Here is a 13657-nt window from a genome sequence, read left to right on the forward strand (position 1 = left end):
GAGTATATAGTTTTACTTTTAAAAGTATATTTTTATAACAGCTTACAGCCTCATTCATCGTTTAATCGTTAATTATAAATATAAATACATGTTCAAATCTAACATTTTCATCTATTCCTTATAATTATCGTATCTATACGTCTTTTTTGCCACGTAAAGTTGTGATATAATGTAAATAATTACTCTTAGGGCATTAGTCTGTCCAAATGGATCCAAAAGAGTTAGTGTGTTTTCAAGGAGCGTGCGCAGTTGAAAAAGGGGTACATCAAGTTAATAGCAGCCATTGTGCTCGGTGCTGCTATTATCGGTGGTGGGATCTATGGGGTGTATACACTCTTATCATCCAATACAACGACAATTTTATATCGATCAACCGTTGACGATAAAATCAACGCCATACGACCTTATATTGTTGCATTAGATGCATATAACTCCTACAGTGTAGCCTATGCTAGCCAATTACAGCCAACTCTTGAAGAGTTGCGCAACGGTTCTCATAATACGACGATTACCTTACCTAAATATAAGGAACTTAAAGCTGCATTAGAGGTAGCAAAACAAGATAGTTCTACGCCCTACGAAGATGTAAACCAAGCAACAAATGATGTCCTCGTAGTACTTGATCAAATTATTCCTATTGCTGATCAGTTGCAATCTTACTATGTGGAACGTCGTTATGAAAAGGATAATTATAAAGGTAGCGATGAGCTAGCAGCTCAATATGTACCTTTAGCAGAACAGTTCTACGCTACATATAATGCATTAGACTTAGCTTTAGATAATCGTAATAATGAGCTTTATAACGAACGCATGACTGAGTATCGGGGAGAAAAACGGGAAAATGCGGTTAACTTTATAGAGATAAATCTCATAACAGCACAAACTATTGACCTTATTGATCCAGATGGGAATACAGACACCCAAAAGGTAGAATCAAACTTACAACAAATTACACAACGCCTCAATAAATTACAACCTGGTACTACACCAGAAGTACAAAATGCGGTAAGAGAGTATCAAGACTCAGTAAAAGAATTTGTTGCAGAGGCACGCAACTACATTATTATCAACTCATCTTATGGCGAAGCTTATACGCAATTATTTACCAAGTATAATAAAATGATTGGCAAGGCCAATGCAGTTAACATGGCAGACTTAGATGTAACAGAAAAAAAATAATATTTAGATAACACAAAGGACTAGCCCATGCGAGCTAGTCCTTTTATTTTTATGTAAGCAACAAACTTTATTTCTTTTTCAAATCTTTTGTAATGATGTAATATTCAGAAGGTGTCATCTTAATGCCATCAATATGGTTATTACCTACAATATTAATTTTAGGATACCCAAGGAATAATGCTACAGCGTTATCTAACATCAGTTGTTGGGCATTGATAACCGCATTACGACGCACCACTGGATCGCTACTGCTTTCACCAAGATCCAACAATTCATCGAAACGAGGATTAGAGAAGCCAGACCCATTAGTTTCAACGCCTGTACCCCAATATTGTTTCAAGAACCATACTGGTTGACCCGTATTAGCGGTTACAACACTGGAGATAATCATATCATAATCACCAGATTGAGATAATGTGTCGATAACCGCATAATCTACGATTTTAATTCGTAAATCTACACCGATTTTTTTGTAGTCCGCTTGCAATGCTTCCGCATATAATGGCAATTCAGGACGAGTTGTGTAGGCATAAAAATCAAGTACGAGGTTTTCACCGTCTTTATCTACAATACCGTCGCCATTTGTATCTTCATAACCTTCACGTTTCAGTAATTCTTTAGCACGTTCTACATTATATTTATTAGGATCACGCAATTGGTTAAAGCCATAGTCTATGGATGGTGGCAATGGAGCCTTACCGGCTACGAAGGTATCCTTCATGAGGTTCTTCGCATAAGACTCACGGTCTGCTGCTGCAATGAGGGCTGCACGAAGATTAGGATTCTGTAGTTTCCCTTTTTGCCCCATACGAACAAATACGTCACGCAAGGAAGCCACTTCATAGATAGTGAATTTCTTATCATTTTGGAAGATACTATATTCACCAGGTCCAATGTTAACGGCCATATCTACATCGCCCGCTTGTAACGCCATAGCACGAGTATTCGCATCATTAATAGATGGGATTTCAACCTTAGCAAAGCCTGCCTTGCCATCCCAGTAATTATCATTGCGCTTTAGTTCAGCACGCTCTTTTGTGAAAGAGGATACTACATATGGACCAGTACCAATAGGACCTTCCTTTGCAATATCACGACCATTCGCCTCTGCTGTCACATCCATAATCAAAAACAATGGATCTCCTAACAAGTTGGGCAAATTATAATATTCCTTGTCAGTCTTGATGGTCAACTCCTGACCGTTAGCAGTAATTTCTGTATAGTTAAAGAACGTTTTTGCTCGTTTACTTTTAGCAAAAGTTCGTTCTAAAGATGCTTTTACCGCCTCAGCTGTCAAACTATTACCATTTGAGAATTTAACTTTATCATTGATGGTGAAAGTCCATGTTAACTTGTCATCACCTTGCTTCCAAGAGGTGGCAAGCCAAGGCGTTGCTTTCATTTGATCATCAAACTTGATAAGCGTTTCACCTATACCAAATCGTACAACGGCCCAACTAAAATAATTTTCCGTTGGTTCTAATGTGCCAGCAAAACTAATAGCCCCTACCTTTAATACATCATTAGATGAAGCAGAATCTTGATTCATACAACCAATAGTCCCGAGCATAGTCACACCAAGGGTCATACCAATTAGTAAAGACTTGCGTAATCCTTTCATTTATACACCTAACCTTTCTACACACATTAACTATCTATTTATACTCAGATACTCACTATTTTTTGCATTAACATAATCTAGTAAATATAACCTGCTTTTACAATAGTTAATATAAAGAGAATCTATGTACATCACTTCATATGAGCATATCTTGTTATACCCATAGGGGTATATTTCATACAGTCAACTATACTATATATTAGGTGTTAACACAATGTATATTTCGAGAAATATTTCGATATGTCTATTAATAAATTTCATACCTTAACTATGTATAAAAAATAGCAGTTAGTCTCGAAACTAACTGCTATTTTAAGTTTACCTACCCAATCTAAATCTCTACGTTTCAAATCTGTGCTTTTGAAATTTTGAAAGTAAATTTTCCTATTAAGCTTCTAATGCAGCCTCATCCAAGGTAAGCGGCTTATGATCTTGACCAATTTCAAAGATGGAACTCAATAAAACCTTTGTATATGGATGTTTTGCATCCGCCAAGTGAAAAGCATCTAGTTCTTCAACGATAGCGCCTTTGTACATTACGACCACCTTGTGGCACATCGTACGAATAAAGGCAATATCATGAGCAATAAATAGGTATGTTAAATTTTTCTTTTTTTGTAAACGCGCCAAAAGGTACGCAATGGAGTCTTGTACAGATACGTCTAGAGCACTAGTAGCCTCATCTAGTACGAGGATTTCAGGCTCTAAAACGATAGCACGAGCAATGGCAACACGTTGGCGTTGACCACCAGACATTTCATGAGGATAGCGATGCATAAACTCACGTGGTAGATCTACCATTTCCAAATAGTCACCTGCAATTTGTTCTTCTTTTCCTTTTTCAAGAAGCCCAAAATTGTATAACGGTTCAAGGATAATATCCTTTACCTTCATACGAGGATTGAAGGCCGCAGATGGATCTTGGAATACCATTTGAATTTTCTTGCGGTATTCTTTCGTTTGCTCAGAGTTCATATGTTGAATCTCTACACCATCTACATAAATCTCGCCTTCCGTAATAGGCAGCATCTTCATGATCATACGAACCAAAGTCGTTTTACCAGAGCCAGATTCCCCTACAATCCCAAGGGACTCGCCTTTTTCTAAGGTAATATTAATACTCTTACACGCTTCGAGCTCACCACCAGTAGGGAGTGGGAATCGTTTACATACATTTTTTAATTCTACAGCGTAGTTAGTCAATGTAACGACCTCCTTCCAATGTTGGTACAGCATCTTTTAATTGCTTCGTATATTCATTAGATGGGTTTTCCAAAATATCTTGCGGTGTGCCAGCATCAACAACACGACCCTTTTTCATAACAATTATATAGTCGGACATATAGGCCGCTACACCAAGGTTATGCGTAACCATTACGATAGCAGAATTATGCTCTTTAGCAAGTTCTAGCATTTGCATAACAACTTGTGATTGTGTTGTTACATCTAAAGCAGATGTAGGTTCATCACCAATTAATAACGCAGGATCCATTGCTAATGCCATAGCAATACCCACACGTTGGCGTTGACCACCGGATAATTCATGTGGATAACGGCGCAATATATCTGCCCCATTAGGAAGAGACACAGATTCTAATAACTCAATTGCTCGTCGATCACATTCATCATTGGTAATTTCTATATGAGATTTGAATAATTCTCTAAACTGTTTACCAATGCGAACTATTGGGTCTAAAGCACTACCACTATCTTGGAAAATCATGGCCATATCTTTACCACGTATAGCTCTCCATTCTGACTTAGATAGGGTGCGAAGGTCTTGACCATTAAAGAGCATTGTACCATCTGTGACCTCACCACCTACAGGCAATAAACCCATGAGGGCCCGGATCACGGTAGTTTTACCGGATCCGGATTCCCCTACAATGGTCAATACCTTACCGCGTTCCAAGGTAAAGTTTACATCCATAACAGCAGGCACACCTTGGTACGCAATGCTAAGGTTCTCTACAGTTAGTATGTTTTCTGCCATTATAGCTCCTTACTATTTTGTAATTTTATTAGTAATCCAGTAGTAATCACTTGGGTACATGACAGCACCTTTCAAGTAAGAACCAGTAATTATATTAGTTTTAGGATAACCTAAGAACAATGCAGCGCCATCATTCATCAATAATTGTTGAATTTGAATTGCATATTCACGACGTTTTACAGGGTCGAATTCAGTTTGAGCAGCATCTAACAATTGGTCAACTTGTGGATTGGAGTAACCAGAACCGTTTTGAGGGTTAGAACCATTATTATTAGTATGCCAGTAGTTAGCTAAGAACCAGATTGGATCACCTGTATTAGCAGTTACGATGTTGGAGATAAGCATATCATAATCGCCATCTTGACCCATTTTATCAATCAAGTTGTAGTCAACTGTTTTGATTTTCATATCGATACCAACTTTTTTAAGATCGGCTTGGACAGCTTCTGCATAAAGTGGTAATTCTGCACGAGAGTTATATACAACGAAGTTGAATGTTAATGGTTTGCCATCTTTATCAAGGATACCATCGCCATCAGTATCTTTCCAGCCATCTTCAGCTAACAATTGTTTAGAACGTTCAGGATTATACGCATTAGGATCTTTCAAGTCATTGAAGCCGTAGTCCATAGATGGTGGAATTGGAGCGGAACCAGGAATGAATGTACCCTTTAATAATACATCTGCATAGTTTTTACGGTCTGTTGCAGAGATTACAGCAGCACGAACCTTGTCGTCACCAAGAATACCTTTTTGATTGATACGTGCTAACACAACACGAAGAGATGCAATTTCATCTACTTTAAATTTGTCATTGCCTTGGAACAAGCCAATTTCACCAGGGCCGATATTAACAGCCATGTCTACATCACCGGATTGCAAGCTCAAAGCACGCGTATTAGGATCGTCGATGGATGGGATTTCTACGGTTTTAAACGGTACTGCACCATCCCAGTAATTTTCATTCGCCGCCATTTCAGCACGTTCCTTAGTGAAAGATTTAACTACATATGGGCCTGTACCGATAGGACCTTCTTTAGCGAAGTTACGGCCATCTTTTTCAGATTGCACATCAACAATTAAGAATATTGGATCTGCCAAAAGACCTGGCATATTAGGATATTCTTTATCTGTTTTGATAATTAATTGTTGGCCATTTGCTTCAATAGAATCATAATTAAAGAACGTTTTTGCAATATTAGACTTTTCAAAAGAACGCTCAATAGAAGCTTTTACCGCTGCGGCATCAACTTTTTTACCGTTAGAGAATTTCACCTTATCATTAATTGTGAAAGTCCAAGTTTTCTTATCTGGAGACACTTCCCATTTAGATGCAATCCAAGGTTGAGGCTTCATGTGCTCATCAAACTTAGTCAATGTTTCACCTATACCATAACGCATGACAACCCAAGAGAAGAAATTTTCCGTAGGATCTAACGAAGAGGCAAAGTTAGTTACACCAACTTTTAAAACATCCTTATTAGCAGCACCATTGTTATCGGAACCACAACCAGCGATGAAGGAACCCATCATTACAATGCTGAGGCCTGCTAAGAGAGCCTTTTTCCAAGATTTTTTCATGTAAAATCTCCTTGTACAATTACATACAAAACATAAAAACATTTAAACATCAAGACTATGATAATCCAAAATAGTCAGTGATGGAAAAACCATTATTTATACCTATTCACATAGAAGCTTTTACAAGAGAAATTACCACCAAAAGCTTTCAAAACATGAATAGATATACTATATTATCCTTGGTTTTTAGGATCCACTACATCACGTAAGGAATCGGACCAAAGATTAAAAATAGCAACCACGATAAGGATGGACATACCAGGGAATGCCATGAGCCATGGACTCGTTTGCAAGTACTGGCGACCCTCGTTAAGCATAAGACCCCATTCTGGAGTCGGTGGCTGAGCACCAAAGCCAAGGAAGGATAAACCTGCTACCTCAATCATGATAGCCCCGATATCTAATGCACCTGTTGTAATAACGAGAGGCATAATATTAGGAATGATATGACGTCTGATGATGGCCGTCGTAGATGCGCCCATCATAACAGCAGCCGTTACATATTCCTCACCGCGCACCTTGAGCGTCATAGAACGTACAATACGAGCATATTTTGCCCAACCTACAACAGATAAGGCTAAAATCGTATTTACAATGCTACCACCTAGAATACCAGCAATAGCAATAGCCAATACGATACCAGGGAATGATAACATAATATCAGCTAGGCGCATGAGGACCATTTCGACTTTGCCGCCAAAATATCCTGCTATAGCACCGATGATAGTACCAATGCTCACCATGATAACGACGATGGATACGCCCATGAACAAGGATAATTGAGTACCATAAATGATACGAGATAATACATCACGTCCTAATTTATCTGTACCAAACCAATGTTGGCTGCTTGGTGCTTGCAATGCCTGATTTATATTTGAGGTGAAAGCATCGCCCGGTGCAAGCCAGGGTGCAAAGATAGCGATGAGAACAATGATAATCATCAACCCACTATAGAAAGAGAACAATTTATGTTTTTGAATAAATTCTGCCATTATGCTCTCTCCCTTTTCAATCTAGGGTCTAATAAGATATATGATGCATCAACCAATGCGTTAATACACATATATGCTAAAGCAACCCACAACACAAAACCTTCAATCAATGGATAATCGCGCATAGTAATAGCATAAATTGCCATATTCCCAAGTCCCGGCCAAGAGAATACCATTTCTACGACTGCCACACCACCTAGTAACCAACCAATAACAACACCAAGAATAGTGATGAGTGGTAACACCGCATTAGGTAAAATATGACCGAATAAAATTTTTATCTCACTAACACCGCGAGCACGAGCGCCAATAACATAATCCTTTTGCATTTCCTCAAGGATAACGAGCCGCACTTGACGCATGTATTTAGACCCAACAACAACTGCCAAAGTAATAGCGGGCAAAATAACACCAGACGCAGTCACTCGAGAGGATGCAATCGGTACAAGGCCCAATTTAAGACCGAAGATGTAAATCAGTACAAGACCTAACCAGAACGTAGGCATAGATACGCCTACGAAGGATAGAAATCTCAACACATAATCAACCCATTTGTTACGATTTAAGGCGCTTATAATACCTGCAGGCAATGCATAGAGCAGCGTAAATACTAAAGCCGTACCCGCTAACATTAATGTACCTGGTAAAGCCTCCAACATACGATCTACTACTGGTTTTTTAGCAGAATAACTCATCCCTAAATCACCTTGTGCGGCATTGACGACCCAGTTTGCATACTGTACTACAAATGGTTTATCTAACCCAAGCTGAGCTCGAGTTTCATCGATAAGCTCCTGAGATACGATAGTATCTGCCGTTTCAAGTAACATCGTTACTGGGTCACCTGGTGCTAAATAGGTGAGACAAAATGTCAAAAATGTGATGCCAAACAAGGTAACAATAAATTGCCCCAATTGTTTGACAAAGCGTTTGCCCATAGGCGCCTCCTAAACTCTCTAAACACTAACAACAATTCAAATGACAAACTAATGGTACTAGCTTTTTTATATAGCGATGAAGCTTAAAGGCTAGGGAACGAAAAAAGGTTAGTCGCCCGACTAACCCAAATTAAGCACAGCATATGTATACCATGCCTTTAGAGCAGGCTTTCTGACTCTGATTCATCGCAACATTTCGGCCTTCCCAGTTTCCCAGTGACCCTATAATGAAACCTTGCTCCTCATTACAGCTATTTGCATAGTATGGGTTTTTCACCCATTTTCCTCTTTTACGCTCGGTAAATACCGACACTCACTAGTTCATTCATTTTTATCGATTATAAATATACTATATTAACACTCTATTTACAATACATATACCCCTTATGGGTATATATATTTCACGTATTTTCAATATAATTTTTATACTGATAAAAAATATTGATTAGTGATTAAATTCACAATCCTGCATAAAACCATATAAATTAACTTATATAAATAATTTTTTATTATATTTACTGTATAAGACGGTATATATATTAATTTTAATAATAACAAAGCAACGTAAAAACTTTATTATAAAATCTTTTTATGCACAGCAAAAATTTGATTAATAATAAAAATGCTCTTTAAGTTTTTTCAAATTAGACACTCATGAATTATAAGTCTAATTTATAATTATCATAAAAAAGAGGCTATTACCGAAGTAATAGCCTCTAATAAGACGAGATGTATTCAGTTAATCAATACTTTGTTGTAAGCGGTGTGCTCTGCGTGTATCCCACGCTTTACGCAAAACATAAATCACCAAACCTATGCTTACTGCCACTGCGCTACCTACCATAGCATCAAAACCACATGCGTAGATTGCATATAGACAATAAAGAACGCCTATACCGAACAAGTAATTAGAGCGTTTAATACGACTTTCAGCTACGCCAGCCATACGCATCATTGTAGGTACTGCCAAAATGCACAATACATACGGTACTACGTTAGTTACAACCGCTAAGTTTACTAAGATTTCAAATTGCTCACGCAAGGATTCGCTTGCAGTGAATAAAGTAAGTAATGTTTCAACAGCGAGTAAAATCAATACACCACGAACAGGAGCATCTTTGCTATTTACACGAGCGAATATTTTAGGGAAGTAACCATGTTCTGCTGCACTTTTGAAGACGCGAGACAATGTGAATTGCCAGCAAAGCAAAGCGCCAAAGCAAGAAATAACCATAGCAGCCATAACGATGTTTGCAATTGTATCATTGAACATGTATACGAATGTCAAACCGAATGGTGCATTAGAATTTAATAAATCAACGTTAGGCACAATACCTGCCATAACGTTTGTGGACAAGATATAAACCACGGCCACTGCTAATGTACCCGCCACAGTTGCGATAGGTACGTTTTTCTTTGGATTCTCAACAGCATCAGCATTAGCCGCTGCGGACTCAAATCCTAGGAAGCCCCATAAAGTTAGGGAAATAGATTGTTTTACCGCATCATAAAGCGGAAGATCATTTGGGTTCCATGCCGCCCAATAAATAGATGGATCAAACCAATACCAGCCGATTGTACCGATTAATAAAACCGGAACAATAGAGCCCCAAATAGTCATATTGCTGAGTCGACCTGTGAAACGATTCCCTCTGAAGTTTAGAATCGCTGCAAACCACAAGAGCACAATTGTTACCTGACTTGTTTGTGTCGCATTGAGGTCAACGCCAAAGAAAGCTGCGCCATAACCTACGGCAGATACCGCGATGGCGATATTAGCAATGATGAGAGATATGCTGTAAGCATAGCTCGCCATAAAATGTCCAGTTTTACCGAAGCGATGTTCTGCATAACCGCCCATGCCCCCTTGTTTTTGGGAGAACATACCCGCTTGAGCAAAAATATACGCTAGTAAAAGCGCACCCACAGCTGTCACGAGCCAAGATAAAACTGAAATAGTACCAACTTGAGCCAAATTAGTTGGTAACATAATGATCCCAGCTCCTAGCATATTGGCTGCTACCATTGTGGTTAGCTGGAATACAGACATTTTTTTAGCGGTGGTTTTCATGTATCAATCCCCTTTCACTAAGGTGAATTTTTTCTCGTCCATAATTCACTTAAAATATATATACCGCTAAGTAAATCCAGTTCGTGCTGTGATGGGCTTGAATGTGAATTTACCGTTTTTATTCTTATTACGAGTTAAATAATAACACCTATGAAACCAAAATAAAAGTACTTTATTGGCGGACAAGCTATATTACACGAATTGAATAAATCATAGGTAATTTATCATCAAAATTGAACAGAACTCATTTTAATTGTGGCAAAGTATATTTTTACCCTATTTTATTCTGTGTATAGATGTAATTTTTCCTATCTATCACGGTTATAGTGTCCTAGTACAAGACTATTATTTCCTCACAGTCCACTATATGTGTACACACAAATGCATCATTTTAATAGTGAATTATCAATTAGAATTTTGGGATTTATAGGTATCGTCTAGCTTTTAAATAAAAAATCGATATACATATAAGTATAATAGGCAATATTAGTCCCTTAATGAAATCCTTATATGTATATCGATCTTATTTTTTCAGATTTTATTGATAACTATTCTTTATTTTTATCTACTGCTTATTCCGCACTAAGCTCTACTCTTGTACAGATTCAACGATTGCTTTCCATTCAGCAATTTGCTTTTCCTCAGCAGCGATAATAATTTTACCATTATTACGCTGTCGTTCCACACATTCTGGAGCCGTACCAGAATAGTTATTACGACCTGCAACACAAGCTTCGATGGAGATAGCGTCAAGAATATCTGCATCAAAATGGTTGGAAATAGCTTTGAAGTCCTCTACGGATAGATCAAGGAGTACACAACCTTTTTCGATGCAATGATGCACCGCATTACCTACGATTTCATGGGCTTCACGGAATGGGACACCTTTCTTCGCAAGATAATCTGCCATATCCGTAGCATTAGAGAAGTCGTCAGCAAGAGCTGCTTTCATATGAGCCCCATTGACCTTCATGCCACGAATCATAGCCGCATTAATGGACAATGCGAAGTGTACTGTATCATTAGCATCGAAGATACCTTCTTTATCCTCTTGCATATCCTTGTTGTATGTAAGAGGCAAGCCTTTCAAAGTTGTTAAAAGGCCTAACAAATGACCATAGGTACGGCCTGTTTTGCCACGAACCAGCTCGCAAACGTCAGGATTTTTCTTTTGAGGCATGATGCTAGAGCCCGTGCAGTGAGCATCATCAAGTTCAATAAAATTGAACTCATTGGTAGACCACAAGATCAACTCTTCGCTAAGACGACTCAAGTGCATCATCACTAGAGATGCAAAGGACAAGAATTCAACTACGTAGTCACGGTCAGATACGGCGTCCATACTATTTTCGTAAATACGAGAAAAGCCCAAAAGCTTTTGCGTATATGTTTGATCAATGCCGTATGTAGAACCAGCTAATGCGCCGGCCCCAAGTGGCATGATGTCAGCATGTTTGAATACCATCAACAAACGATCAAAATCGCGTTCCAACATAGAAAAATAGGCCATCATATGATGCCCAAACAATACAGGTTGAGCCCGTTGTAAGTGCGTATAGCCAGGCATGATAACGTCACTATATTTTTCAGCTGTTTCAATGAGAGCTTTCTGCATATCTACAATGAGCTCGCCCATTTCCACAACAGCTTTACGCACATACATGTGCAAGTCTACTGCGCATTGGTCATTACGGCTACGACCTGTATGCAAACGACCACCCGCTTCACCGATATCATCAGTAAGGCGTTTTTCAATATTCATATGAATATCTTCAAGAGCCACGGAGAACGGGAACTCTCCTTTATCAATCTGATCTTTAATCTTCGTTAACCCTGCTAAAATAGCATCTCGATCTGCGTCGGAGATAATATGTTGTTTTGCCAGCATAGTCGCATGTGCCTTGCTGCCTGCAATATCTTCGGCGTACATCCGCGCATCAAAAGCGATAGAGGATGTAAAATCCTCTACCGCTTTATCAGTGCCTTTTGTGAAACGCCCGCCCCACAATTTAGCCATTATTTACCTGCTTTCTCTTTCATCAATGCATTAATTTTGAGAGGTAAACCGAACAAGTTAATGAAACCTTCTGCATCAGATTGATCGTATACGTCATCTTCTTCAAATGTTACGAAATCTTCGCTGTACAAAGAATATGGAGAAGTACTACCTGCAGAAATGATATTTCCTTTGTACAATTTAAGTTTTACTTCACCTGTTACAGTTTTTTGAGTTTCGTCAACAAACGCTTGTAACGCGTTCATCAATGGTGCAAACCACATGCCATCATATACAAGTTCAGCGTATTTGTTAGCAATGAGTTCTTTGTAGTGGTATGTAGCTCTGTCGAGGCAAAGGTATTCAAGTTCTCTGTGAGCATACATGATGATAGAGCCACCTGGGTTTTCATAAACACCACGGGATTTCATACCTACCAATCTATTTTCGACGATATCTACAACGCCTACACCATAGTGTGCACCGATTTCGTTGAGTTTTTCTAATATTTGTAATGGAGTACCTTCTTGACCATCTACAGCTACAGGTACACCTTCTTTGAAGGATACAGTTACATAACCAGCTTCATCTGGAGCTTGTTCAGGAGTATGTGTTACCAAGTACACATCATCTTTAGGCGCATTTGCTGGATTTTCAAGATCGCCGCCTTCATGGGACAAATGCCATACGTTTTGATCCATAGAATATGGATGAGATTTTGTAGCTACAACTGGAATATCGTGTTTAGCAGCATATTCCATACAGTCTGTTCTAGATTTCAAATCCCATTCTCTCCAAGGAGCGATGATTTTCATGTTAGGAGCTAATGCTTTGATAGTCAACTCAAAACGAACTTGGTCATTACCTTTACCAGTCGCACCATGAGCGATTGCATCAGCACCTTCTTTTTTGGCAATATCTACAAGGATTTTACCAATTAAAGGTCTCGCGAAGGATGTACCTAATAAATATTTACCTTCGTAGATTGCACCAGCTTTTACTGTAGGCCATACATAATCTTTTACAAACTCTTCCTTAGCGTCAACGATATACGCTTTAGAAGCACCAGATTTGATTGCTTTTTTCTCAACTGCATCATAATCCTCAGGTTGGCCCAAATCTACACACACAGCAATAACTTCAGCGCCATAATTTTCTTTTAACCAAGGAATGATAACAGAAGTATCTAAGCCACCAGAATATGCGAGTACTACTTTATTTGCTTTACCCATGATAACACCTCATAAACCACTATCTATTTAGACTCATATAATCAATACAAT

10 protein-coding genes and 1 riboswitch are annotated in these 13657 nt (G+C 38.5%); of the genes, 1 reads left to right on the forward strand and 9 read right to left on the reverse strand.

Features of this window, described 5'->3' with window-relative positions:
• Nucleotides 1–249: 249 nt before the first annotated feature.
• Complete coding sequence (locus B1A77_RS01060; RefSeq protein WP_077707641.1) at nt 250–1179, forward strand: DUF3829 domain-containing protein; 930 nt, start codon at nt 250–252, stop codon at nt 1177–1179.
• A gap of 67 nt (nt 1180–1246) precedes the next feature.
• On the opposite strand, the gene B1A77_RS01065 is transcribed toward B1A77_RS01060, so the two are convergent.
• The 9 genes from B1A77_RS01065 to B1A77_RS01105 all read right to left on the reverse strand — a co-directional run bounded on the left by B1A77_RS01065 (nt 1247) and on the right by B1A77_RS01105 (nt 13606).
• Nucleotides 1247–2800: an ABC transporter substrate-binding protein gene (locus B1A77_RS01065; RefSeq protein ID WP_077707642.1), complete on the reverse strand. Its 1554-nt coding sequence runs from the start codon at nt 2798–2800 to the stop codon at nt 1247–1249.
• Nucleotides 2801–3187: 387 nt separating this feature from the next.
• Nucleotides 3188–4003 (reverse strand): ABC transporter ATP-binding protein, encoded by an 816-nt coding sequence (locus B1A77_RS01070; protein WP_077707643.1) that lies wholly within the window; start codon nt 4001–4003, stop codon nt 3188–3190.
• On the reverse strand, nt 3996–4793 hold the full coding sequence (locus B1A77_RS01075) for an ABC transporter ATP-binding protein (protein WP_077707644.1): 798 nt from the start codon (nt 4791–4793) through the stop codon (nt 3996–3998). The genes B1A77_RS01070 and B1A77_RS01075 overlap by 8 nt, the downstream gene beginning before the upstream one ends.
• Before the next feature lie 12 nt (nt 4794–4805).
• Nucleotides 4806–6374, reverse strand: coding sequence for an ABC transporter substrate-binding protein (locus B1A77_RS01080; RefSeq protein ID WP_077707645.1), 1569 nt, complete (start codon nt 6372–6374; stop codon nt 4806–4808).
• 173 nt (nt 6375–6547) lie between these two features.
• Complete coding sequence (gene nikC, locus B1A77_RS01085; protein WP_021148552.1) at nt 6548–7369, reverse strand: nickel transporter permease; 822 nt, start codon at nt 7367–7369, stop codon at nt 6548–6550.
• Entirely contained in the window at nt 7369–8307 is a 939-nt protein-coding gene (nikB, locus tag B1A77_RS01090) for a nickel ABC transporter permease (RefSeq protein ID WP_004697516.1), read from the reverse strand. The genes nikC and nikB overlap by 1 nt, the downstream gene beginning before the upstream one ends.
• 145 nt (nt 8308–8452) lie before the next feature.
• Nucleotides 8453–8640: riboswitch (cobalamin riboswitch) on the reverse strand.
• Nucleotides 8641–9046: 406 nt separating this feature from the next.
• Nucleotides 9047–10378 (reverse strand): putrescine-ornithine antiporter, encoded by a 1332-nt coding sequence (gene potE / locus B1A77_RS01095; RefSeq protein WP_004697529.1) that lies wholly within the window; start codon nt 10376–10378, stop codon nt 9047–9049.
• Nucleotides 10379–10967: 589 nt separating this feature from the next.
• The gene (argH, locus tag B1A77_RS01100; protein ID WP_077707646.1) at nt 10968–12395 is read right to left on the reverse strand and encodes an argininosuccinate lyase; all 1428 of its coding nucleotides are present in this window, start codon (nt 12393–12395) and stop codon (nt 10968–10970) included.
• Nucleotides 12395–13606, reverse strand: coding sequence for an argininosuccinate synthase (locus B1A77_RS01105; RefSeq protein ID WP_004697508.1), 1212 nt, complete (start codon nt 13604–13606; stop codon nt 12395–12397). The genes argH and B1A77_RS01105 overlap by 1 nt, the downstream gene beginning before the upstream one ends.
• Nucleotides 13607–13657: the final 51 nt, after the last annotated feature.

The sequence above is a fragment of the Veillonella parvula genome (assembly GCF_002005185.1).
Lineage (GTDB): Bacteria > Bacillota > Negativicutes > Veillonellales > Veillonellaceae > Veillonella > Veillonella parvula_M.